This is a genomic window from Nocardiopsis codii (assembly GCF_036327455.1).
GTDB classification, from domain to species: domain Bacteria; phylum Actinomycetota; class Actinomycetes; order Streptosporangiales; family Streptosporangiaceae; genus Nocardiopsis; species Nocardiopsis codii.
In genome coordinates this window covers 97,423-119,422 of sequence record NZ_JAUZMY010000022.1, presented here as the reverse complement: position 1 = coordinate 119,422, position 22,000 = coordinate 97,423, and the positions used below count along the sequence as shown (strand labels likewise).

General features: G+C 72.2%; 23 protein-coding genes and 1 tRNA gene. 9 read left to right on the top strand and 15 right to left on the bottom strand.

The window, feature by feature from the left end; translation table 11 throughout:
• Positions 1-214 precede the first annotated feature (214 nt).
• Positions 215-937: a type II secretion system F family protein gene (locus tag Q8791_RS21365; protein WP_330093529.1), complete on the top strand. Its 723-nt coding sequence runs from the start codon at positions 215-217 to the stop codon at positions 935-937.
• Positions 938-1,412: 475 nt separating this feature from the next.
• Here the strand turns inward: Q8791_RS21365 and Q8791_RS21360 are convergent, their stop codons facing one another.
• From Q8791_RS21360 to Q8791_RS21335, 6 genes are all read right to left on the bottom strand, one after another.
• Positions 1,413-1,850: a hypothetical protein gene (locus Q8791_RS21360; RefSeq protein WP_330093528.1), complete on the bottom strand. Its 438-nt coding sequence runs from the start codon at positions 1,848-1,850 to the stop codon at positions 1,413-1,415.
• A 75-nt stretch (positions 1,851-1,925) separates the two neighbouring features.
• Positions 1,926-2,372, bottom strand: coding sequence for a hypothetical protein (locus Q8791_RS21355; RefSeq protein ID WP_330093527.1), 447 nt, complete (start codon positions 2,370-2,372; stop codon positions 1,926-1,928).
• Positions 2,369-2,731: an Rv3654c family TadE-like protein gene (locus Q8791_RS21350; protein ID WP_330093526.1), complete on the bottom strand. Its 363-nt coding sequence runs from the start codon at positions 2,729-2,731 to the stop codon at positions 2,369-2,371. The genes Q8791_RS21355 and Q8791_RS21350 overlap by 4 nt, the downstream gene beginning before the upstream one ends.
• Positions 2,732-2,735: 4 nt before the next feature.
• Positions 2,736-3,089 (bottom strand): TadE family type IV pilus minor pilin, encoded by a 354-nt coding sequence (locus Q8791_RS21345; protein ID WP_330093525.1) that lies wholly within the window; start codon positions 3,087-3,089, stop codon positions 2,736-2,738.
• Positions 3,067-3,264 carry a DUF4244 domain-containing protein gene (locus Q8791_RS21340; protein ID WP_330093524.1) on the bottom strand — a complete coding sequence of 66 codons (198 nt, stop codon included), beginning with the start codon at positions 3,262-3,264 and terminating at the stop codon, positions 3,067-3,069. Before Q8791_RS21340 ends, Q8791_RS21345 begins: the two co-directional genes overlap by 23 nt.
• 323 nt (positions 3,265-3,587) lie before the next feature.
• On the bottom strand, positions 3,588-5,912 hold the full coding sequence (locus tag Q8791_RS21335; protein ID WP_330093523.1) for a DEAD/DEAH box helicase: 2,325 nt from the start codon (positions 5,910-5,912) through the stop codon (positions 3,588-3,590).
• Positions 5,913-6,146: 234 nt separating this feature from the next.
• Between Q8791_RS21335 and Q8791_RS21330 the strand changes: the two genes are divergently transcribed.
• On the top strand, positions 6,147-6,494 hold the full coding sequence (locus Q8791_RS21330) for an STAS domain-containing protein (RefSeq protein ID WP_159944311.1): 348 nt from the start codon (positions 6,147-6,149) through the stop codon (positions 6,492-6,494).
• A gap of 13 nt (positions 6,495-6,507) precedes the next feature.
• Positions 6,508-7,056 (top strand): ATP-binding protein, encoded by a 549-nt coding sequence (locus Q8791_RS21325; RefSeq protein WP_330093522.1) that lies wholly within the window; start codon positions 6,508-6,510, stop codon positions 7,054-7,056.
• Between the two features lie 761 nt (positions 7,057-7,817).
• Here the strand turns inward: Q8791_RS21325 and Q8791_RS21320 are convergent.
• From Q8791_RS21320 to nth, 3 genes are all read right to left on the bottom strand, one after another.
• Complete coding sequence (locus Q8791_RS21320) at positions 7,818-8,996, bottom strand: MarP family serine protease (RefSeq protein ID WP_330093554.1); 1,179 nt, start codon at positions 8,994-8,996, stop codon at positions 7,818-7,820.
• A gap of 21 nt (positions 8,997-9,017) precedes the next feature.
• Positions 9,018-9,671 (bottom strand): NUDIX hydrolase, encoded by a 654-nt coding sequence (locus Q8791_RS21315; RefSeq protein WP_330093521.1) that lies wholly within the window; start codon positions 9,669-9,671, stop codon positions 9,018-9,020.
• A 438-nt stretch (positions 9,672-10,109) separates the two neighbouring features.
• Entirely contained in the window at positions 10,110-10,862 is a 753-nt protein-coding gene (nth, locus tag Q8791_RS21310; RefSeq protein ID WP_330093520.1) for an endonuclease III, read from the bottom strand.
• 291 nt (positions 10,863-11,153) lie between these two features.
• Here nth and Q8791_RS21305 point away from each other — a divergent pair, with 291 nt between their 5' ends.
• Positions 11,154-11,840: a Crp/Fnr family transcriptional regulator gene (locus Q8791_RS21305; protein ID WP_267947460.1), complete on the top strand. Its 687-nt coding sequence runs from the start codon at positions 11,154-11,156 to the stop codon at positions 11,838-11,840.
• Positions 11,841-12,001: 161 nt separating this feature from the next.
• Here Q8791_RS21305 and Q8791_RS21300 read toward each other — a convergent pair whose 3' ends face one another.
• The 4 genes from Q8791_RS21300 to Q8791_RS21285 form a co-directional block, all read right to left on the bottom strand.
• Positions 12,002-12,808, bottom strand: coding sequence for an MBL fold metallo-hydrolase (locus Q8791_RS21300; protein ID WP_330093519.1), 807 nt, complete (start codon positions 12,806-12,808; stop codon positions 12,002-12,004).
• 108 nt (positions 12,809-12,916) lie between these two features.
• Positions 12,917-13,777 (bottom strand): NUDIX hydrolase, encoded by an 861-nt coding sequence (locus Q8791_RS21295; RefSeq protein WP_330093518.1) that lies wholly within the window; start codon positions 13,775-13,777, stop codon positions 12,917-12,919.
• A 77-nt stretch (positions 13,778-13,854) separates the two neighbouring features.
• Positions 13,855-14,316 (bottom strand): RidA family protein, encoded by a 462-nt coding sequence (locus tag Q8791_RS21290; RefSeq protein ID WP_330093517.1) that lies wholly within the window; start codon positions 14,314-14,316, stop codon positions 13,855-13,857.
• Positions 14,316-14,489 carry a DUF4177 domain-containing protein gene (locus Q8791_RS21285; RefSeq protein WP_267947456.1) on the bottom strand — a complete coding sequence of 58 codons (174 nt, stop codon included), beginning with the start codon at positions 14,487-14,489 and terminating at the stop codon, positions 14,316-14,318. The genes Q8791_RS21290 and Q8791_RS21285 overlap by 1 nt, the downstream gene beginning before the upstream one ends.
• A gap of 146 nt (positions 14,490-14,635) precedes the next feature.
• Between Q8791_RS21285 and Q8791_RS21280 the strand changes: the two genes are divergently transcribed.
• Together Q8791_RS21280 and Q8791_RS21275 are read left to right on the top strand one after the other, a co-directional pair.
• On the top strand, positions 14,636-15,682 hold the full coding sequence (locus tag Q8791_RS21280) for an ArsA-related P-loop ATPase (RefSeq protein ID WP_330093516.1): 1,047 nt from the start codon (positions 14,636-14,638) through the stop codon (positions 15,680-15,682).
• On the top strand, positions 15,679-16,872 hold the full coding sequence (locus Q8791_RS21275) for an ArsA family ATPase (RefSeq protein ID WP_330093515.1): 1,194 nt from the start codon (positions 15,679-15,681) through the stop codon (positions 16,870-16,872). Before Q8791_RS21280 ends, Q8791_RS21275 begins: the two co-directional genes overlap by 4 nt.
• 166 nt (positions 16,873-17,038) lie before the next feature.
• Here the strand turns inward: Q8791_RS21275 and Q8791_RS21270 are convergent, their stop codons facing one another.
• The gene (locus Q8791_RS21270) at positions 17,039-17,368 is read right to left on the bottom strand and encodes a WhiB family transcriptional regulator (protein ID WP_330093514.1); all 330 of its coding nucleotides are present in this window, start codon (positions 17,366-17,368) and stop codon (positions 17,039-17,041) included.
• Positions 17,369-17,817: 449 nt separating this feature from the next.
• Between Q8791_RS21270 and Q8791_RS21265 the strand changes: the two genes are divergently transcribed.
• Entirely contained in the window at positions 17,818-20,208 is a 2,391-nt protein-coding gene (locus tag Q8791_RS21265) for a penicillin-binding protein (protein WP_330093552.1), read from the top strand.
• Between the two features lie 141 nt (positions 20,209-20,349).
• Here the strand turns inward: Q8791_RS21265 and Q8791_RS21260 are convergent, their stop codons facing one another.
• Positions 20,350-20,805, bottom strand: coding sequence for a GatB/YqeY domain-containing protein (locus tag Q8791_RS21260; RefSeq protein WP_330093513.1), 456 nt, complete (start codon positions 20,803-20,805; stop codon positions 20,350-20,352).
• 98 nt (positions 20,806-20,903) lie between these two features.
• Between Q8791_RS21260 and Q8791_RS21255 the strand changes: the two genes are divergently transcribed.
• A complete protein-coding gene (locus Q8791_RS21255; protein ID WP_330093512.1) occupies positions 20,904-21,824 on the top strand; it encodes a metallophosphoesterase in 921 nt (306 codons plus the stop codon).
• Positions 21,825-21,906: 82 nt separating this feature from the next.
• Positions 21,907-21,983: transfer RNA gene (locus Q8791_RS21250), tRNA-Pro, on the top strand.
• Positions 21,984-22,000 lie beyond the last annotated feature (17 nt).

The window sequence follows — 22,000 nt, the reverse complement described above, 5'->3', positions numbered from 1 at the left end:
CGTCGGAAGTCGGCCCGGGGGCGGACCGGAGAGAGGCGTGAGAGCGAGCGGGGGGGGGAGCAGGGCTGGGGCGGGAGGCGGGCGAGGACCCGACAGGGGCGATTCGGGCACGCGGGTAGAGAGGGCGGACGGGGCCAGCGGGGACGGGCCCGGAGAGCGGCACGGCGGCAGGGCGGGAACAGCACACGAGGCGACACGAAGGGAAGGGGACGGGATGTTGACGGTGACCGCGGTGCTGTTCGGCGCCGCAGCGGCGTGGGTGTCGACGGGCGGGGGCCGCGTCCTCCGGACACGGCTGCCCGGCACGGGAGGGGACGGCGGACCGTCCCACCGGTCCGGGCTGCCGTTCCGGGCCCTGGCGCTCACCCTCGGGGGTGTGTCGGCGGTGGCCGCGGCGGCCACCCTGTTCGGACCGGTCGGCGGCGTCCTCGCAGTCGGGGGGTGCACTGCCCTGTGGGTGCGTGCCCGACGTGCCGGCCACCGGCCGGAGCGGCTTCCGGTGACCTCCGACCTGCCCGTGGTGATCGGTCTGCTGTCCTCGGGGATCCGGGCGGGCGCGACCCTGCCGGTCTGTCTCACCGCGGTCTCCGGGGCCGCGCGCGGGAGGCTGGGCGACGAACTGGGCGCGGTCGCCGACCAGTTGCGGTTGGGAGCCGACCCGGTGTCGGCGTGGCGGCGCTCCGCCCTTCCCGCGCCGCTGGCCGCGGTGGGGCGGGACCTGGCACGGGCCGCCGACACCGGGGCACCGGTCGCGGACCTGCTGGACCGCCATGCCACCGACCTTCGTCGGACCCTGCACACCCGGGCGACAGCGCGGGTGGAGCGGCTGGGGGTGCTGGTGGTCGCTCCCCTGGGCCTGTGCTTCCTCCCCGCGTTCGTGCTGATCGGCATCGTCCCGATGGCCGCCGAACTGCTGTCCCGAGCGCTGGGGACCTGACCCCCCGCCGGTCTCCCGCCCGGGGCGGCGGGATCCTCCGGGAGAGAGCCAGCCCTCCGGACAGGGCGGCCGGCGCGGGTCCGTCTTCTCTCTCCCGGTCCGCCGGATGATCTCCGGGCACCGGTCCGCGACCCGGGGGCGAACGGGGCGGGGGGCGAACGGGGCGGGCGGCCCCACCGGCTTCCGGTACCGCAGCGTGCGGCGGGCGGACGCTCCTCACCTCCCCGCGGCCCGGCCCGGTTCACCCCGAGGGGAAGGGGAAACGGGAGTCGGACGAAGGCAGGAATCGGACGAAGGCCGTAGGGGGCGCGTGGAAGGCGAAGGCGGCGAGAGGCGCGTGGGAGACGGGCGGGGCGGGCTCGGAGGGCGGGCACGACCGACGCGGCCTGGCTCCTGTGGAGTCGGGCCGCTCGGGTGATGCCGTGTCGGTCGGGCGTGGGGCAGACCTGTCGGAGAGGCCGCCCCCTCCTCACGGTCAGGCCTCGTCCTCGCTGAGGCCGTCGATGATGTCGTCCAGGACGAACGTGCGGTCGGCCGTGGACATCAGCCGGAGTTCCCTGAGCGCGGGCACCGTGTCCACGCTGCTTCCCCGTGCCCCCTCGACCGTGCACACCCGCATGCAGTGCTGGGTGGACTCCCGCCAGAAGTCGCGCTCGTCGACGGGCGCGATGCGGTACACCGTGGCCGGGTACTCGGGCGCGCGGCCGGGCACACGCCACTGCTGCACCCGGGAGAGCACGAAACCGGTGATCAACGAGTCGAAGACGCCGCCCGAGGCGAGGTCGGCCAGTGCCTCCCGGTCTCCCTCCCCGCGGCACTCCTCGCACCCGGCAAGCTCGGCCCTCAGGAGCCAGCGTGCGCGCGCATGGCTCACCTCGGAGTTCTTGAGCCTGCTCGGGTGTCGGTGTCCCATACATCGGAGGGTACGGCGGTTCCCCGTCCGCCGTGCGAAGACGTGCGCAGTCGGTCCGTTCGGGATGGCGACGGGTCAGTAGCCCTCCCGGTCGTGGGAGCGGCGCCGCCGGCCGAGGTACGGGTCGGGAAAGCGCGGCCAGCCGACGGACAGGCGCATGACCAGCACCGCGACGCACAGGAGCACCAGGATCGCGGTGGACGTGTGGCCGACGGCCCGCGCGGCGGTCGCGGCGGGGTGCGCGGCCTCCGCCGTGTAGCGGACGACGGGTTCGTGGACGGGGGACGGAGCCGCCGCCGGGCGCGGGCCGGGGTCGCTCGGCGACTCCGCCGGCCGTGCGTCGGCGGGACGCGGGGCGGAGGGGCTCGCGGACGGGGACGCGCAGGCGGCGGGAGCGTGGTCCGCCTCGCGCGACGCGGGTTCGGTGGCGGTCGGGCAGGGCGGCGGGGCGTAGTCATCCGATTGGGGAGAGCCGCCCAACAGGAGGGCGCACAGCAGCACGGAGACGGGGGCGGGGCTCATGGCACTTCCTCGCTGGAGACGGCTTCGTGGACCGGTCCGGCGCGGGCGCGCGCCAGGACGTCGCGGTCCACCAGTGACGACGGGACCGAGACCACCACCTCTGCGGTGGAGCCGGTGATGACGCAGGATTCGAGGGAAGCCTCGTTGGCCTCTGCGGTGTCCCGGGCCTCCGCGCAGGCGCGTTCCGTTCCTCGGACGAGCCCGGCGGCGGCCGCGAGTGCGGCGAGATCGGCGGCGGTGGTGGCGCGGTCACGGTCGAGCCGTGCCGTCGCCGTCGCGAGGACGGCGAGGGTGACGAACCAGAGCAGGGCGCCCAGGCCCGCCCACCAGACGGTGGCGGAGCCGGAGTCGGAGTGCACGTGGTCAGCTCCCGGGTTCGAGGAGGACGGCGGCGCTGCCGTCCACCACGAGGGGTGACGCGATCGGACCGAGCCGGAGCTCGGCCCGTACGGTGACGCGGGCGGTGTCCCCGTCCTCGGACAGGTGGACGTCGGCGTCACGGGGCGCGGCGGTCAGCGCCAAGGTCCGGGCCCGGTCGTCGTGTTCACCCCGGGCGAGGGCCCGGGCCCCCACACGCGCGGCGTCGGCGCAGGCGAGCTGGGCCGAGGCGGCCTGGACGGCCCCGAACGAGACGGCCAGGACGAGCAGCAGGGAGGGGAGCGTGAGCGCCGCCTCCACGGTGACCGACCCGCGGTCAGAAACCCGAGCTGAGCGCATCGACCACGAGCGAGGTGAGGGCGTTCCTGACCTCGCCGCTGGTGATGATGACGTAGAGGACCCCGGCGAACGCGGCTCCGATGACCGCGCAGAGCGCGTACTCGGCGGTGGCCATCCCGTCGTCGTCCCCGGGCCGTGCGGTGGAACCGGGTGGCGTGCCTACGCGAGCGAACATGGAACCTCCCTGGTGAGGGGCGGACGGAGTGTCGGCGCCCATCTCCAGGTTCCGGTGGTGGAGGCTGTTCCGGAAGCCCCTTCCCCAGCCTGTGGAAAACCCTCGGACCCGCGTCGCGCGGGGATCGCAGGCTGACGGCATGGCATACCCCCGACCACCCGCAGGGACGGCCGAGCGCGTCGCGACGCCGACCCCGCTGAGCGGACCGCGGTTCCGTCCGGAGTCCTGGCAGCCGCTGCCCCCGGGTCCCACGCGGGGCGGGGGGATCGACTGACCGTCCACAGCCTGTGGACAGCCCTTCCCCCGTACACGGGAAGCCGCTCTCAGGCCCCCGCCGCGTCCGCGCCGGGCGCCGTTGCCCCGTTCCCGCCGAGCACCTCGTCCAGGAGGCGCAGGGCGCCGGACTTGCTCAGGGGCTCGTTGCCGTTGCCGCACTTGGGTGACTGGATGCACGACGGGCACCCCTGGTCGCACTCGCAGTCGGCGATCGCCGCACGGGTCGCGGTGAGCCAAGCGCGCGCCTCGGAGTAACCCCGTTCGGCGAAACCCGCACCGCCCTCGTACCCGTCGTAGACGAACACCGTCAGCTTGCCCGTGTCGCCGTGGACGGCGGTGGAGACCCCGCCGATGTCCCACCGGTCGCAGGTCGCCAGCAGCGGGAGGATGCCGATCGCGGCGTGCTCGGCCGCGTGCGCCGCGCCCAGCAGCGCCACGTCCTCCCCGCGGAGCCTCGCCTCGCCCTCCGCCGGCAGGGTCCACCACACCGCGCGGGTGTGGAGCGTCCGCTCGGGGAGTTCGAGCGACTGCTCCCCCAGGACCGAGCCCGTGCGCACATCCCGCTTGAGGAACCCCACCACCTGGCGGACCACCTCCACCTCGCCGAAGTGCACGGTCGCGCCGCTCGGCCACGTCTCCTGGCGCAGGACCGAGCGCACGGTGATGTCGGTGGTGTCCCGCGCCCAGGTGCTGTACGGCGGTTCGGCGCCGTGGACCAGTGCGACGCCCTCGTCCAGGTCGAGATCGTCCACCAGGTACGTGGACCCCTGGTGGAGGTACACCGCGCCCGGGTGGACGGTGCCGTGGGAGGCGGCCTCGTCGATCTCGCCGAGGAGCTGGCCGCTGGCGGTGTCCACGATCTGCACCGGGGGACCACCCGCCCCGCGGATATCGGCCAGGTCGCTTGCCCGTTCGTTGCTCGTCCAGAACCAGCCCCGTGGGCGCTTTCGCAAGAGATTCCTCTCCACGAGATCGGCCAGGCGGTCCTCGGTGGTCTCCCCGAAGAGAGTGAAGTCGTCCTTCGTGATCGGCAGTTCCTGGGCCGCCGCACACAGGTGCGGACCCAGAATGTGGGGGTTTTCCGGGTCCAGGACGGTGGCCTCGACGGACCGGCCGAAAATGGCCTCCGGGTGGTGTGCGAGGTACGTGTCCAACGGGTCGTCCCGGGCGATGAACACCGCCAGGGCGTCGTCGCCGCGCCGCCCCGCGCGCCCGGCCTGCTGCCACAGGGAGGCCAGGGTCCCCGGCCATCCCGCGATGAGCACGGCGTCCAGTCCGCTGATGTCGACGCCCAGCTCCAGGGCGTTGGTGCTCGCCAGCCCCAGGAGCTCCCCCGACCGCAGGGCCTCCTCCAGCTCCCTCCGCTCGGAGGGCAGGTAGCCGCCCCGGTAGGCGGCCACCCTGGCGGCCAGATCGTGGTCGCCCCGCTCCGACAGGAGGCGCTGCGCGGTCAACGCGACCACCTCCGCCCCCTGCCTCGACCTCACGAACACCAGGGTGCGCACCCGGTCCCGCACCAGGTCGACGAGCATCTCCGCGGCCTGGGACGGGGCCGTCCGGCGGACCGGCGCCCCCTGTTCGCCGGTCAGGTCGGTGAGCTCCGGCTCCACGAGGGCGACGGACATCCCCGGACGGGGCGAGCCGTCCTCGCTGACCGCGGTGACGGGCACCCCGGTGAGCCGGGTGGCGCTCTCCGCCGGGCTGCCGGAGGTGGCCGAGGCCAGCACGAACACCGGCTCGGACCGGTAGCGGGCGCAGATCCTGCGCAGCCTCCGCAGGATCTGGGCGACGTGCGACCCGAAGACGCCCCGGTACCGGTGGGCCTCGTCGATCACCACGTAGCGCAGCCTGCGCAGGAAGCGCGACCAGGCCCCGTGGCGGGGCAGGATCCCGTGGTGGAGCATGTCCGGATTGGTCAGCACGTAGTTGCCGTGCTCGCGCACCCAGGAGCGCTCCTCGACACTCGTGTCGCCGTCGTAGACCGCCGCCCGCATGTCCGAAAGACCCAGGTCCGATATCCACCGCAACTGGTCCTGGGCGAGTGCCTTGGTGGGGGAGAGGTAGAGCACGGTTCCGCCGGCGTCAACCGCGTCCACAGCGGGCATGAGGAAGGCAAGTGACTTTCCCGAGGCGGTACCGGTGGCTATGATCACATCACGGCCCGAGCGTGCGAGGTCGGCGGCTTCAGCCTGGTGGGACCACGGACGTGTGATCCCCCTCTCGGCGAGCCGTTCGACCAGGTGGGGCGCGGTCCACCCCGGCCACTCCCCGCTCACGCCCTCGTTACGGGCCACCTGCTCGATGTGGGTCACCTGCGGGTACCGGGTATCGTCACGCCACACACCGGGGAGCACGGGCTCCGATCGCCTCATCCGAGACCCCTCCTCACAGGTGCGTGTTCGGTAGTCACCACGGCCTCCGACGAAGGGTGCCGCACCGGGACATCGGTTTCAGTGTGACATCCGGGGGAAGAGTGGCGCGGTGTCACGGTTTTTCTGTTCATCACAGGAAGACGCACTCGACACCCGTGGTTGAATGCGTGCTGGTGGGGTAACGCCCGGCAGAGATCATTCGCGATTTTTTCGCGGTTCGGCGCTGGAGGACTAGTGGACTTGAAGCTTGATCATTACACCGAGGGCGACACCGAGATCGTCGTCGTTGAGGGTGAGATCGATGTCTATACCGCGCCCCGGCTCCGCGAGCTGCTGATCGACCTGGTCAACAAGGGTAACTTCCACCTCGTGGTCAACATGGAGAAGGTGGAGTTCCTGGACTCGACGGGCCTCGGTGTGCTTGTGGGCGGGCTCAAGCGCGTCCGGGCGCACGACGGGACGCTCGACCTGGTCTGTACCCAGGAGCGCATCCTGAAGATCTTCCGGATCACCGGTCTGACCAAGGTCTTCGGTATTCACGGCTCGGTACAGGAAGCCATCGACAAGCGTTCCGCGAAGTAGCCCCGAGCGAGCGATGGCAACCATCACGCTCACGATCAGCGCGCTTCCCGCCCACGTGCGCACGGCACGGCTCATGGCCGCGACCGTGGCACGGCGGGCGGGCATCGCCGCCTCAGCGATCGACGAGATCAGACTGGCGGTCGGTGAGGCGTGTTCCCGGGCGGTGGCCGCACACAAGCTGCACTGCCCCACACAGCCGATCCTGCTCCAGCTGATCGATGGCAACGGGCCTGATCCGGGGTCGGACTCCCGCACCGACCCCACGAGCCTCACCCTGCGCGCCAACGGGAGCGCGGCACAACGTTTCGAGGTCGTCGTCTCCGACCGTGCCCCAGCGAAGGACACGGTGGAGACGGTCAACACGGCCATGCTGGACGGGCTCTTCCTCGACGGTGAGGACACTCCTCCCGGCGGAATCTCCGGGTTCTCCCCCGGCCTCGGCCTGGCGGTCATCACCGGTCTCGCCGACGAGGTGAAGATCGACCCCAGCGACAAGGGCACCGTCGTGCGCATGAGCTGGCCGTTGACGAACGAGCACGCGCCGGACCCCAGCTCCAACTAGGTCCGGACGCGGTCAACAGACGTCGGTACGGGCGTCCTCCCCTCGGGGAGGGCGCCCGTTCGCGTGCGCGGTGTCGGCGGGGCCGGGGCGCGGGCCCCACGGGGGGCGCGGGCCGACAGGGTGTGGGCTTTACCGGGACGGGCCCACGGGGTCGGGATCCTCGGGATCGGGCCTCCCCAGGGGCGAGCACCCGGGCCCGACAGGTGCGGCCCGGCAGGTGCGGCCCGACTGGATGCGGGGCCCGACGCGGTTCCGGCCCCGACGCCGGTTCGGGGCCGGCGGAGTGCGGGCAGCACCGTGCCGACCGCGACAGCGGTCCCCCTGTACATCCAGTGAACCGGTGCGGGCTGATCGGCGGAAGACCCGGTGTCCGCCTGTGGACGGAGCGGTCTCCACTCACGGGCCCGCCCCGGTGCGGCGGCGGTCCGGGCACGCACCGCGCGCCCACAGGGCCCGGTCGCGACGAGGACCGCACCACCGACCCCTCGGGGACACCGGTCCCGGCCACGGCGGGACCCGCCTCTGACGGCCCTCACCGAACGCGGGGACGGGACCCGGCACACGTCCCGCCCGGCCGCGCGGTGGGCGGCCAGGGCCGCGCACGGGGGCTCTCAGACCCCATCCGCTTCGCCGGTGCGCGTACGGAACCTGCGCAGGACTCACATGCCCCACCTGACCCCGCCGACGGGGGCGCCGGGCCGCACCTCCGTGGGCGGGCCCGGCGTCCGACGGGGCAGACGCGGGCCCACCCGGACGGCGGGTCAGTCGCAGGTCTGGGAGGAGACCTCCGCCGTGGACCGCAGCCCCTCCGCGGTGTTCTCCGCGACCTCGTCCGCGGTGAGCACGTAGCCCGTCTCCGGCTCGTTGGTGGCCGCGGCGAACACGACCCCGTAGACCGTGCCGTCCGGGGCGAGGAGCGGCCCGCCGGAGTTGCCGGGGCGCACCACCGCGCGCACCTGGTAGATCTCCCGGCTCACCTGCTGCGAGTGGTAGAAGTCCGGCCCCTGCGCCGTCTGACGGGCCCGCACGCGCGCCGGGACGGCCGTGAAGCCGCTGTTGCGCGGGAACCCGGCCACGACCGCGTCGCCCCCCTGCGGGGCCTCGTGGGTGAACTCCAGCGGCTCCAGGTCCAGGCCCGGGACGTGCAGGACCGCCAGGTCCTGCTGGGCGTCGAACAGCACCAGGGTGGCGTCCAGCTGGTAGCCGTCCCGGGTGACGACCCGCATGTCGTCGGTGACCCCGGCGACCACGTGCGCGTTGGTCATGATCCGGTCGTCCCCGAAGGCGAAGCCGGTCCCCTCCACCCGGCGCTGGCAGGACGGGGCGGTCCCCAGCACCTTCACCACGCTGCGGCTCGCCTCGATCAGCTCCGGGGTGGTGAGCACGTCCGGGTCCGGCGGCTCCACCTCGGCCAGCTCACCGGTGCCGAGACCGCTGAACACCTGCGGGAACGCGCTCTGGTCCACGACCCGGCGGAACGTGGAGAAGCCGTTGTGGGCGGACTCGGGCATCAGCGTGTCCACCGCCTGGAGGATGCGCGAGTCCTTGACCTGGCCCGCCACGAACGGCAGAGCCGAGTTCGCGACCGTGCTGCCGATGAACCAGGCGACCAGTAGCACCGAGAGCCCGCTGACCACGGCGCCGCCCACCGCGTCCACGACCCGGGCGGAGTCCCACGTGACCCTGTTGCGGACGAGGGTGCCCAGGTAGGAGCAGAGGAACTGGCCGAGCGCGGCGGCCAGGAACACCACGGCGATCGCCAGGAGCGCCTGCCGCCCGGGGTCCTCCACCCAGGTCTGGATCAGGTCCGGGGCGGCCAGGGCCGCCAGCACGCCCCCTCCGATGAAACCCGCGAAACTGAAGACACCGACGATGAAACCCTGCCGGTAACCGGTCACCGCGAACAGCAGCAACAGGACGATCAGGACCACGTCGAGCACAATGCCCTCCAAGAGTCAGCGCTACCCGACCGGCCGCAGGCCCTGGGGGGTGGCTTCGAACACGTCGGTGAGACCCTCGTCGCGCCACGGAAGTTCCCAGCCGCCCATGGCGAGAAGGCTGTCGATGATCGCACCGGTGAAACCCCACACGAGCATGCCGTCGACCCGGAAACCGGGCCCCCACCGGACCCCGCCCCCGTAGCGCACCACGACCCGGTTGGCCGGGTCGGCGAGGTCCGCGATCGGCACCCGGGAGACGGCGGCGACCTCGCCCAGGTCGGTGGGGCGCACCTCGGAGGGCTCTCGCCACCAGCCGAGGACGGGGGCCACTCTGAAGTCGCTGAAGCTCAGGTACAGCTCGGGGAGGCGTCCGACGACGTCGACGCCGGCGGGGACGACCCCGGTCTCCTCCTCCGCCTCCCGCAGGGCCGCGGCCTCGACGGAGGCGTCCGTCGGCTCGATCCGACCGCCGGGGAAGGCCGGCTGCCCGGGGTGGCGGCGCAGGCCGGCGTTGCGCTGGATGAGGAGGAGGTCGGGCCCCTTGTGTCCGACGCCGAAGAGGATGAGGACGGCCGACTCGCGGCCGCCGTTCACCGGCGGCCGCATGGGCCCGGGCACGGTCATCGTCTTGGCGGCGTCCGCGAGCGAGGCCAGCCAGAGCGGGGTCGAGTTCATACGTGGAGCCTGTTCCGGGGGTTGTCGCGCCGGTGGTGGATCGGTGCTGCCGCGGTCGCGGGCCGCACCGGGATGTTCCGGGGTGTTCCCGGAGCGGCCGGTTCCGTGCCGCCCGCCCCGCTCCCGTGGGTCGTCATGTGGTGGGACCATATCCAGCGGTCCGGCCCGGGGGATCCCGTGCCGAGCGCCGTGGCCCGGCCCCCGTTCTCCGGACACGGGTTCTCCGGACACGGACGCGCCCGTCCGAGTGCCCGCCGACCGTCGGACGGTCTCCGACCGCGCGGCGGGGGACGCGAGACGGGGCCGCGGAGGCGTCCGCGCGCACGGGACGGCCGTCTCGGGACGCCGGTGTCAACGATCACACCATCAGAGTACAAAGCGTGGCCGGCGCTCCCCGCCGGTCCGCGTCCCCGGCACGTCCGCCTCGGAGGACCGGGGTCAGGCGAAGGAGCGCATCCGCAGCAGGCCGGCGGCCGTCTCGGGATCCGTCGGCCCCTCCCCGAAGGAGGGGCACCAGCGGGCCAGGCCGCACGCGCCGCAGGCGGGCTTGCGGGCGTGGCAGACCCGGCGCCCGTGCCAGACCACCCGGTGGGACAGCATCGTCCAGTCCTTCGACGGGAACAGTTCGCCCACCGCGTGCTCGACCTTCACCGGATCGTCCTCGTCGGTCCACCCGAAACGCCGGACCAGCCGCCCGAAATGGGTGTCCACGGTGATCCCGGGCACATCGAAGGCATTACCTAGCAGTACATTTGCGGTTTTTCGCCCCACACCGGGTAGTTTGACCAGGTCGGAGAGGTTCCCTGGAACCTCTCCGCCATGCTGTTCGCACAGTGCCTGACCGAGCCCGATGAGACTGTTCGTCTTGGCGCGGAAGAAGCCGAGCGGACGGATGACCTCCTCCATCTCCTCGCGCCGGGCCGCGGCATAGGCCTCGGCGTCGGGGTAGCGGTCGAAGAGCGCCGGAGTGACCTGGTTGACCCGCTTGTCCGTGCACTGCGCGGACAGGATCGTCGCGACCAGCAGCTCCAGCGGGGTCGTGAAGTTCAGTTCGCAGTGGGCGTCCGGGTACAGCTCGACCAGTTCCCGGTACATCCTGCGCGCGCGGCGGACCAGCGCGAGCCGGCTCTCACCGGTGGGGGTGTGGGTCTCCGCGGGCGCGGATGGCGCGTCAGGCGTGTCACGGGGCATCGTCACAGGGTAGGCGCCCCGACAGGGCGGGCCTCCGTGTTCACCGTAAGTTCGTCATGCTTACGGGAATCGGCCGTCGTTTCGGCCGATGGCCGGGATTATGTAACCAATGTCCGGTGACGCGGCGCGGACAGCCCTTGATACAGGCTGATTACGACTAGGATCGCATGGGCTGACGTCGGCAGTTGTGGGCGCGTTGCCTCCCGGCGGGCAAGCCGAGGCGACGGCCGGGTTTCACACCCGGGTGCGATATACGTCACACTGTTGACGGTCAGGTTCTGAGGAGGACGTGTGGTGGACGAGATCAACGAGGTGCTGCGGAAGGCCCCTCTGTTCGAGGCGCTCGACGAGGAGGACACGGCCGCGCTCCGCTCTTCGGTGAGCGAGGTGCGCCTGGGCCGTGGACAGACCCTGTTCAGCGAGGGTGACGAGGGCGACCGCCTTTACGTGATCCTCAGCGGGAAGGTCAAGCTGACCCGCACGGCGGTGGACGGTCGCGAGAACCTGCTCGGGGTGCTCGGCCCCAGCGAGATGTTCGGCGAACTGTCGCTGTTCGACCCCCGCCCGCGGACCGCGAGCGCCGTCGCCGTGACCGACTCGGTTCTCGCCGGGCTGGGCCACGACGACCTGCGCCCGTTCCTTTCGAGCCGCCCGCACGTCTCGCTCCAGCTGCTCAAGGCGCTGGCGGCCAGGCTGCGGCGGACCAACGACGTGATGGCGGACCTCGTCTTCACCGACGTGCCCGGCCGTGTGGCCAAGGCCCTGCTGGAGCTCGCCGACAAGTTCGGCAAGGAGGGGGAGGACGGCCTGCACGTCCACCACGACCTCACCCAGGAGGAGCTCGCCCAGCTGGTCGGCGCCTCTCGCGAGACGGTCAACAAGGCCCTCGCCGAGTTCGCGCTGCGCGGTTGGCTGCGCATCGAGGCCAAGGCCGTCGTCCTGCTCGACGTCGAGCGGATGCGCCGCCGGGCCCGCTAGCGCCCGGGCAGGCACCGCTGTGTGGCCGCTCTCCCTCCGGGGTGGGCGGCCACAGCGCTTCCCGGGTCCCGTGGTCCCGGAGCCGCGCCTGCGGCCGGAGCGGACGGACCCCTCCGACCGGACGGGCCCGTGCGGCCCGCTCCCGAAGCCACGGACGGCGGTTACGCCTCGACTTCCCCCGGAAGCTCACCGCGCGAGGCCAGGTAGCGCAGCTGGGCGCGCACCGACGACGCCGCGGCGAACCGGATCTGCTCGTCGACGTCGGGGTAGACGCGGTCCACGACCTCCTCGACCCCGGTCGCGCCGGTGTTCACGGCGTCCAGGACCTGCGCCAGGCGCGCCTCCCGGTGGGCGATGTAGGTGGACAGCGCCTCGGCGGGCGAGGTGAGGATCGGACCGTGCCCCGGCAGGAGGGTGCGCACGCCGCGGTCCCGCACGAGGTCCTGCAAGCGGTACAGCGACTCCATGTAGGAGCCCAGACCGTCGTCGCCGTCGATCACGGTCGTGCCGTGGCCGAGGATCGTGTCCCCGGTGAGGATCGCGTTGTCGGAGCCCACCAGCAGGCACACGGAGTCGTCGGTGTGCCCCGGGGTGGCGACGACCGTCACCGCCAGGCCGTCGGCCTCCAGCGTGTCGCCGTCGGACAGCCCGTGGCCGCCGACCCGCACCTCCGGATCGACCGCGTGCACAGGGGCCCCGGTCAGCTCCGCGAAGTAGCGGGCGCCCTCCGAGTGGTCGGGGTGCCGGTGGGTGACCACCGTCATCTGGACCTGCGCCCCCTGCTCCTGCACGGTCCGCGCCACCCTCTCCAGGTGGCGCTCGTCGTGGGGGCCGGGGTCGACGACCACGACCCCGCGGGCACCGGGCTCACGCAGGATCCAGGTGTTGGTCCCCTCCAACGTCATCGGGCCAGGGTTGGGGCACAGCACACAACTGGCGCGCAGCGTCCCGGAACCGTCGATCCTCATCGCACCTCGCTTCGATCGCCGAACCCGGACCGGCCTGGGGGACGGCCGGAAGGGCACGCCCCGAAACCTATCCGCGGCCACGCGATCCACACCATGACGTGAGGACCCTCACGGGGCCGCGCCGGGCTTCGGCAGGGGGTAGTCCACCCCGTCGGGGGCGACGACGCGGATCTGACCGTCGACTTCCCGAATGTCCGGTTCAAAGGGGACGATATCCCGCCGCGCTTTCCGCACTCCTTCCAGGGTCCGGCAGCCGGCGAGTTCGGCGCACGTGACCACCGTGGGCGGCAGCATGGGCATACGCCCCGCCTCCCACTCCGAGGCCACCAGGGACGGGTCGGTCCAGGCCGTGAGGTCGGCCTCTCCGCCGACGTCGCGCGAGGTCTGCCCCGGCGGAAGCTCGGCGGCGAAGAACCAGGTGTCGTAACGGCGCGGCTGGGCCCGGGGGGTGATCCAGCGCGACCACGCCCGCAGCCACTCCGACCGCAGCACCAGCCCCCGCCCGGAGAGCACCTCGGTGAAGGAGCGGGAGCGGTCGATCAGCCCCAGCCGGTCCCGCTCCCACTCCTCCGACGCCGTGTCGAGGGTGATGGCAGGCTCCCCGGCGCGCTCCGGCTCGCCGGCCAGCAGCACACCGGTCTCCTCGAAGGTCTCGCGGACCGCGGCGCACACCAGCGCACGCGCCGTCCGCACGTCGGTGCCGAGCGTCCGCGCCCACTCCTCCGGGGACGGGCCCGTCCAGGGGAGACCGCCGTCGGCGTCCCTCCCGTCCACCCCGCCTCCGGGGAAGACGTACGCGCCCGGCGCGAAGCCCATGGAGCGGACCCTGCGCATCAGCAGGACCTCCATGGGCCCGTCCGAGCGGTCGGACGCAACCCGGCCGCCGGCGGCCGTGCCGCTCCGTGCCGGGCGCAGCAGCATCACCGTGGCGGCCGGCCGGGGTCGGGCGGCAGCGTCCTGCTCTGGCATCGGCGTACCCTCCTGGGGCTCGGGCCGGCGGCCGCGCCACAGCCCGGCGCGACCGCCCCCGCCTCACGGACAACCGCTCAGCGGACCTCGACGATCATGTCGACCTCGACCGGGGAGTCGAGCGGCAGGGCCGCCACACCGACCGCCGCGCGCGCGTGCACGCCCGCCTCGCCGAACACCTGGGCGAGCAGGTCACTGGCCCCGTTGATCACACCGGGCTGCCCCGTGAACTCGGGCGTGCTCGCCACGAAGCCGCCCACCTTGACCACCCTGACCACGTCGGACAGCTCGCCGATCTCGGCGCGCACCGCCGCGATGGCGTTCAGGGCGCACAGCGCGGCCAGCTCCTCGGCGGTCTCCGCGGTGACATCCGCGCCCACCTTGCCGGTGGCGGGCAGCTTGCCGTCCACGAACGGCAGCTGACCGGACACGTACACGTGGCCGCCGCTGCGCACCGTCGGGGTGTACGACGCCACCGGCGCCGCCACCTCGGGCAGGGTCAGCCCCAGCTCCGCGATCCGCTCCTCGGGGGTGGCCATCAGAGCTGGCGCTTCATGTACGCGACGTACTGCTGGTTGCGCGGGTCGGTGCCCTCCGGGAGCGGGGCGGGCACGACGGAGACGAGCTCCCACCCGTCGGAACCCCAGTTGTCGAGGATCTGCTTGGTGGCGTGCGACAGCAGCGCCACCGTCTGGTACTCCCACTTGCTCATGCGTCCTACCCCTATCGGTCACAGGCGGCCCGCCACCGAGGCGGGCCGCCGCACGTCAACGCCGCCACACTACTCACCCGCGCTCCCCGCCGCCCACAGAGACGCCGCTCCCGCCCGCGACCGGGCGCCCACATAGACTCCCTGGGGTGAGTGATCGTGAGCACGGACCACAGCATCCGGGGGATGCGTGCGCGGGAGCGCGACTGCACATCGTCACCGGGAAGGGCGGAACGGGCAAGACCACGATCGCCGCGGCACTGGCCCGGGCGCTGGCCGCGGACGGGGGGCGTGTGCTCCTGGTCGAGGTGGAGGGGCGCCAGGGCGTCGCGACCCTCCTCGGCAGCCCTCCGCTCCCCTACGAGGAGCGCGAGATGCTCTCCGCTCCCGGCGGCGGACGGGTGTTCGTCCTGGCGGCCGACGCCGAGGCGGCGCTCCTGGAGTACCTGGAGATGTTCTACGGGATGCGGCGGGCCGGCCAGGCGCTGACCAGGCTCGGCGCCGTGGACTTCGCCACCACCATCGCCCCCGGGCTGCGCGACGTCCTGCTCACCGGCAAGGCGACCGAGGCGGTGCGGCGCCGCCACGGGGCGCGCCGCAGACCCTCCGACGCCCCTCCGACCGCGCCCTTCCACTACGACGCCGTGGTGATGGACGCCCCGCCGACCGGCCGGATCTCCCAGTTCCTCAACGTGAACTCAGAAGTGGCCGGGCTCGCGAGGGTGGGGCCGATCCGCAACCACGCCGACAAGGTCATGGAGGTCATCCGCTCCGATCGGACACGGGTGCACTTCGTGACGCTCCTGGAGGAGATGCCGGCCCAGGAGACGCGGGACGGGATCGCGGAGATCTCCGCGCTGGGGCTCAGGGCGGGCATGGTGCTGGTGAACATGGTGCGCCCCCCACTCCTCGACGACGCGTCCCTGAACGCCGCCGCCAACGGGGACCTGGACCTCGAGGCACTCGCCGCAGGGCTGAAGGAGGCACAGGTGGAACACCCACGGGAGCTCGCGGTGTCCCTCGCGGACGAGGTGCGCGGGCACGCGCTGCGGGTCGGGTTGGAGCGCCGGGTGCGCGCGGACCTGGAGGACCTGGGCCGCCCCCTCCTGGAACTGCCCCTCCTGACGGGCGGCGTGGACCGGGCCGCCCTGGACGGGCTCACACGTCACCTGGTCGAACAGGGGGTGCGCCGGTGAACCCGGTCGTGGAGGGCGCCGACCGCCCGGGCGGGGAGGGCCCCCGCGCGGAGGCGCTCGACTCCGACGCGCTCCTGGACGACCCCGCCACACGGATCATCGTGTGCTGCGGTGCGGGCGGGGTCGGCAAGACCACCACAGCCGCGGCGCTGGGGCTGCGCGCCGCCGAGCGCGGACGCCACGCCGTCGTGATCACCGTGGACCCGGCGCGGCGCCTCGCGCAGTCCATGGGGCTGGACGAGCTGGACAACACCCCGCGCCCCGTCCCCCTGCCCGAGGGCGTCCGGGGCAGCATGCACGCGATGATGCTCGACATGAAGCGGACGTTCGACGAGGTCGTGGAGGAGCACGCGGACCCGGAGCGGGCCCGGCAGATCCTCGCCAACCCCTTCTACCAGACGCTCTCCACCAGCTTCTCCGGCACGCAGGAGTACATGGCCATGGAGAAGCTGGGGCAGCTGAGGCAGTCGGGGGACTGGGACCTGATCGTGGTGGACACCCCGCCCAGCAGGTCGGCGCTGGACTTCCTCGACGCGCCCAAGCGCCTGGGGCGGTTCCTGGACGGCAAGCTCATCCGGTTCCTGAGCGCCCCGGTCGGCACCGGTGCGTTCCGTCTGCTCGGCGCCGGGTTCAACCTGGTGACCTCGACCATCGGCAGGATCGTGGGCAAGCAGTTCCTCGACGACCTGCGGTCGTTCGTGTCCGCCTTCGACACGGTGTTCGGCGGGTTCCAGAAACGCGCCGAGCGCACCTACCAACTGCTCCGGACACCGGGAACGGCGTTCGTGGTGGTGGCCGTCCCCGAGACGGACGCGATGCGCGAGGCCTCCTACTTCGTGGAACGGCTGGCCACCGACGCCATGCCGCTGGCCGGGGTGGTGGTCAACCGCACCCACCCGCCGGCGGAGGGTGCGGGATCGGCCCTGAGCGAGGAGGACGCCGTGTCGGCCGCCGCGTCACTGGAGGCGTCCGCCGCCCATCCGCTGGCGGCCGCCGCACTGCGGCTGCACGTCGAGCGGATCCGGGTACGGAGGCGCGAGACCCGGCTGCGGGACGCCCTGCTGTCCGCGCACCCGGGTGTGCGCATCGCCGAGGTGGCCGCCCTGCCGGAGGACGTGCACGACCTGACGGGGCTGCGGGGGATCGGTGAGGCGCTCGCCGCCGCGGCCAGTGGCCGCGGGGGAGCGTGACGCAGAGGGTTCTCGGGGTCGGGCGAACGGCCCGTCGGGCGAGCATCGGGCGGACGCCGTGTGACGTTCGGCGCGGTCGTGCTCCACGGGGGCGGTGGTGCGGCGAGGAATGTCCGGTGGACACGGGTCGGGAGGGACGCGGAGAACAGGACCCGGGGCGGGGCGGTCAGCCGGAGGGGTTGCCGACACCCGTGTCGAGGGTGTCCGCGTAGTGGGAGAGGTCGCCCGTGCCCTCCCTGCGTGCCTCCTCCAGCAGCGGCCCCCAGCTGGGGACGCCGGGGTGCTTGCGCAGCAGCGAGCGCCGCTCGCGTTCGGTCATGCCACCCCAGACACCGAACTCCACACGGTTGTCGAGGGCGTCAGCCAGGCACTCGGTGCGCACCGGGCACTCCTGACAGATGAGTTTGGCCCGGTGCTGCGCCGCTCCCTGGACGAACAGAGCGTCCGGGTCGACCTCTCGGCAACGCGCCATCGTCGTCCACTGGTTGGTCCACATGTGGCCTACTCCCCTGTGTGCGCACCCGATTCGTGCGTCAGCGGGGCTCCCGGGGTCCCAGACACTCACGTGCTCTGGTTGGGTGGGAAGAACACGGTACGCTCCCGCTGCCGCGTGGGGTGCGGTGGTTCCACGCCCACCCCTGCTGTCTAGAAATTACGGACCTGGGCGCCGCGCCAACAGAACCCACTCGACCCACTTTCCATCTCACTGAAGATGGCCCGCTCGGGCCATTGCGTAAGGACGCGGTAGCGCTCCGCGTCGGATGGTCGGATCCCTCAGTGTGCCGAACCGCGCAACGAGTGGTCGGCGATAGCCGTGAAAAGATGGCATGGGGGCACCGCTCGCGCGACAGCGGGCATCTCAGCGCGTTCGCGCACAATCCGGTCCAGATCGCACCACAGTGCGCGTCCGTGGTCACTTAGTCTGATGGGGTGGGTCAGGGGACATTGCTACAAAGAATCAGCCAACTGGTCGTCGTAGGCGTCATCGCGGGCCTTCTTGTCGCCGCGCTCGCCCTCCCTGCCGTCGGTGGTCTGGGCATCACCGCGCGCAACGTCGCCAGCGGCTTCCTGGACATGCCCAGCAACCTTGAAACTCCGCCGCCCCCTCAGCGGTCCACGATCTACGACGCCGAGGGCGGCGTCATCGCGGAGATCTTCGACCAGAACCGGGAGCTCGTCGACATCGACGACGTCTCCCCGCTCATGGTCGACGCGATCCTCGCCATCGAGGACGCCCGCTTCTACGATCACGGCGGCCTGGACGTGTCCGGCACGCTCCGCGCCGCGATGCGCACCATGGGCGGCAACACCGAGGGTGCGTCCTCCATCACACAGCAGTACGTCAAGAACGTGCAGATCGAGGCGGCCACCTCCCAGGAGGAGCTGGACCACGCCCGCGAGGAGTCCATCGCCCGCAAGATCCGGGAGCTGCGCTACGCCGTGGCCCTGGAGCAGAGGATGTCCAAGGACGAGATCCTCGAGGGCTACCTGAACATCGCCTACTTCAGCGACGGCGCGTACGGCGTCGAGTCCGCCGCGCAGCACTTCTTCCAGGTGCCCGCCAGCGACCTCGAACTCCACCAGGCCGCGACCATCGCGGGCCTGGTCCGCTACCCCTACCTGTACAACCCCCGGTTCTTCCCCGAGCAGACCATCGAGCGCCGCAACGTCGTGCTCGACCGGATGGTGGCCACCGGCGCCATCACGGAGGCGGAGGCCGAAGAGGCCAAGGCCGAGGACATGGAACTGGACCTGGACACCCCGCCCAACGGGTGCGTGCCCAGCGACCAGCCGTTCTTCTGCGACTACGTCGTCCAGGAGATCGAGCAGGACGAGCGCTTCGGCCCCAACGAGACCGAGCGTGCGCGCTGGCTGCGCACCGCGGGCCTGGAGATCCACACCACACTGGACCCGCAGACCCAGTCGGCCGGGCAGGCCGCCGTCGACAAGTGGGTCCCCCGCGAGAACGAGTCCCGCAAGGTGGCCGCCGAGGTGGTCATCCAGCCGGGCACCGGGCAGATCCTCGGCATGGTCCAGAGCCGCAACTACGGCCCGGACGAGAGCAAGCTCGGCGAGACGTCGATCAACTTCGCCACCGACGCGAACCGGGGCGGCAGCAGCGGCTTCCAGGCGGGGTCGACGTTCAAGGCGATCACCCTCGCCGCGGCGCTCGACGAGGGGCTTCCCTTCGGCACCTCCTTCAACTCACCGACCAGCGTGTCCGTTTCCGGCCAGCGCAGCTGCAACGGCGGAACACTGGCCACATGGACACCGAGCAACTCCGGTGACACCAAGTCCAACACCACGCACAACATGGTGTCCGGGACCAAGGCGTCGTCCAACACCTACTTCGCGCAGCTCCAGAGGCAGGTGGGCATCTGCGACGTGATGGAGATGGCCGAGACGCTCGGACTCCAGCGCGCCGACGGCACCAAGTTCACGGAGAACGAGAACTCGCTCGCCAACAGCAGCTTCACGCTGGGCAGCGAGGAGGTCTCCCCGCTGCGGGTGTCCAACGCGTACGCGACCTTCGCCTCCGGCGGGATGTACTGCGAGCCGCAGGCCATCACCCAGATCGAGGACCGCCAGTCGGGCACGACGATCGACATCGAGCCGGAGTGCTCGCGGGCGATCGACGAGGACGTCGCCGACGGCGTGGCCTACCTGCTGTCGCAGACCTTCAACGGCGGCACGGCCAGCTCGCTCGGCATCGGCCGTCCGACGGCGGGCAAGACCGGCACCACCGACGGTTCCGCGGCGGCCTGGTTCGCCGGGTTCACACCGCAGATGGCCAGCGCCGTCTTCGTCGGCGACCCGCGCGGCCCGCAGCAGCACCCGCTGCGCAACGTCACCATCGGCGACCGGTACTTCGGCGTGGTGTACGGGGCGACGATCCCCGGCCCGATCTGGCAGGAGACCATGCGGGGCGCCCACGAGGGCGTCGACGTCGAGCAGCTGCCGTCGGCCCCGGGCAGGTTCGGGTCGACCTCCGGGCCCCGGCCCCCGGCGAACTCCGACGAGCCCGAAGACGACGCCAGCCCCGCCAGCGACAACGGCGGCGTGCCCAACGTGGTCGGCCAGCCGGAGAACGACGCGGTGGCCGCCCTCGAGTCGGCGGGCTACTCGGTGAACGTGTCCCAGACCCGCGTCCGGTCCGGCGAGTCCGAGGGCACGGTGGCCGCGGTCAACCCCGACCCGGGCACGCGGTTGCCGGAGGGGGCCACGGTCAACGTGTTCCTGAGCGCCGGCGGCGGTACCGCGAGCGGTACCGACTCGGACAACGACTGGCTCCCCGTCCAGCCAGCACACCTGCCTCCCGGCAGGGACGAGGGCTGACCCGGGGCCTGATCTGAGGAACCGGTCGAGGGGGCGGCGGTGGAGACACCGCCGCCCCCTCGCATGTCACGGGGCGGGCTCCCCCCGCCGCGGGTGCAGCGGCTCGCCCGTCAGTGGCTCGCCCGTCTGCGGCGCGCCGGATCAGCCGGCGAGCTGGCGCTTCACCTCGGCCGCCACGCGGGAACCCTCGGCACGCCCGGCGATCTTCGGGTTGACGACCTTCATGACCTGGCCCATCGCACGGGGGTTGTCCGCACCGGTCTCGGCGACGGCGTCCGCGACCAGCGCGGCCAGCTCGTCGTCCGTCAGCTGGCGGGGCAGGTACTCGGAGATGACCCCGCTCTCGACCCGCTCGGCCTCGGCCTGGTCGGGCCGGTCGCCCTTGTCGAACGCCTCGGCCGCCTCCCGGCGCTTCTTCGCCTCACGGGTGAGCAGCTTGATGATCTCGTCGTCGCCGAGGGAGCGCTGAGTGGAACCCGCGGCCTCCTCGGTGGAGATGGCCGCCAGGACCATGCGGAGGGTGCCGGTGCGCACCTTGTCGCGCGCCTTCATGGCAGTGGTCAGGTCGGTCTTGAGGCGGTCTTTGAGTTCGGACATGGACCGATCCTACGGCGGTATCCGGCGGGGCCACCAACGGTTTGCGCACGGGACCTCCCGGGTCTGCGACGATCGGTTCGACAACGAAGGAGGGCCGGATGGGCGCCGACAACAGACAACTCCTGCGCACCGTGGGGCGCGCGGCCGCGATCACGGGTGCGGTGGGGGTCGCGGGCTTGACCTACGCCTCGGTGATCGAGCGCAACTGGTTCCGGCTGCGCCGCTACGAACTTCCCCTGCTCCCCCCGGGGAGCCCGCGCCTGCGCATCCTGCACCTGTCCGACGCGCACCTGACGCCGGGCCGGAAGATGCTCATCGACTGGATCCGGGGGCTGGAGGCCTACGAGCCGGACCTGGTCGTCAACACGGGGGACTCGCTGGCCCACCCGGACGCCGTGGGGCCGTTCATCGACGCGCTGGGGCCGCTGCTCGACCGCCCGGGGGCGTTCGTGTACGGGTCCAACGACCTCTTCTCCCCGCAGCTGAAGAACCCCGCCCGCTACCTCTGGCGGACCAGCAAGACCGACTACAACAAGCGCCGCGTGCCGGACCTGCCCTGGCGCGACCTCGGCGCGGCCATGTCCGCGTCCGGGTGGCTGGACCTGAACAACCACAAGGGCGCGTTGAAGGCGGGCGAACTCGACATCGCGCTGGCCGGCGTGCACGACTCGCACATCAAGCTCGACCGCTACGAGAAGGTCGCCGGACCGGCCGACCCGGCGGCACACCTGCGCGTCGGCGTGCTCCACTCGCCCGAGCCGTCCAACCTCGACCGGTTCGAGGCCGACGGCTACCAGCTGCTCCTCGCCGGGCACACCCACGGCGGCCAGCTGTGCCTGCCGTTCTACGGGACCCTCGTCACCAACTGCGGGATCGACCGGCGTCGGGCGTGGGGGCTGAACGAGTACGGGGACGCGTGGCTGCACGTGTCCGGGGGTCTGGGCACCTCGCCGTACGCCCCGGTGCGGTTCTGCTGCCGCCCGGAGGCCTCCCTGCTGGACATCGTGGCCGGTCCCTGACCCTCGGCGGCCCTCGTGTCCCGCCCGACAAGAACCCGTTCGCGACCACTCCCGACGTCCGCTAGACTTGGGCTTGTTGCTTCGGGGTGTAGCGCAGCTTGGCAGCGCGCTTCGTTCGGGACGAAGAGGTCGTGGGTTCAAATCCCGCCACCCCGACCAGCACGAAGGCCGGTCCT

Bases quoted from the DNA above. Each gene is read 5' to 3' on its own strand.
- Q8791_RS21355 (WP_330093527.1), bottom strand. From the start codon at position 2,372: ATGAGCCCCGCCCCCGTCTCCGTGCTGCTGTGCGCCCTCCTGTTGGGC.
- Q8791_RS21270 (WP_330093514.1), bottom strand. From the start codon at position 17,368: ATGTGGACCAACCAGTGGACGACGATGGCGCGTTGCCGAGAGGTCGAC.
- Q8791_RS21295 (WP_330093518.1), bottom strand. From the start codon at position 13,777: ATGCCAGAGCAGGACGCTGCCGCCCGACCCCGGCCGGCCGCCACGGTG.
- Q8791_RS21360 (WP_330093528.1), bottom strand. From the start codon at position 1,850: ATGGGACACCGACACCCGAGCAGGCTCAAGAACTCCGAGGTGAGCCAT.
- nth (WP_330093520.1), bottom strand. From the start codon at position 10,862: ATGCCCCGTGACACGCCTGACGCGCCATCCGCGCCCGCGGAGACCCAC.
- Q8791_RS21325 (WP_330093522.1), top strand. From the start codon at position 6,508: ATGGCAACCATCACGCTCACGATCAGCGCGCTTCCCGCCCACGTGCGC.
- Q8791_RS21255 (WP_330093512.1), top strand. From the start codon at position 20,904: ATGGGCGCCGACAACAGACAACTCCTGCGCACCGTGGGGCGCGCGGCC.
- Q8791_RS21285 (WP_267947456.1), bottom strand. From the start codon at position 14,489: ATGAGCAAGTGGGAGTACCAGACGGTGGCGCTGCTGTCGCACGCCACC.
- Q8791_RS21365 (WP_330093529.1), top strand. From the start codon at position 215: ATGTTGACGGTGACCGCGGTGCTGTTCGGCGCCGCAGCGGCGTGGGTG.
- Q8791_RS21345 (WP_330093525.1), bottom strand. From the start codon at position 3,089: ATGCGCTCAGCTCGGGTTTCTGACCGCGGGTCGGTCACCGTGGAGGCG.
- Q8791_RS21315 (WP_330093521.1), bottom strand. From the start codon at position 9,671: ATGAACTCGACCCCGCTCTGGCTGGCCTCGCTCGCGGACGCCGCCAAG.
- Q8791_RS21340 (WP_330093524.1), bottom strand. From the start codon at position 3,264: ATGTTCGCTCGCGTAGGCACGCCACCCGGTTCCACCGCACGGCCCGGG.
- Q8791_RS21290 (WP_330093517.1), bottom strand. From the start codon at position 14,316: ATGGCCACCCCCGAGGAGCGGATCGCGGAGCTGGGGCTGACCCTGCCC.
- Q8791_RS21300 (WP_330093519.1), bottom strand. From the start codon at position 12,808: ATGAGGATCGACGGTTCCGGGACGCTGCGCGCCAGTTGTGTGCTGTGC.
- Q8791_RS21335 (WP_330093523.1), bottom strand. From the start codon at position 5,912: ATGAGGCGATCGGAGCCCGTGCTCCCCGGTGTGTGGCGTGACGATACC.
- Q8791_RS21260 (WP_330093513.1), bottom strand. From the start codon at position 20,805: ATGTCCGAACTCAAAGACCGCCTCAAGACCGACCTGACCACTGCCATG.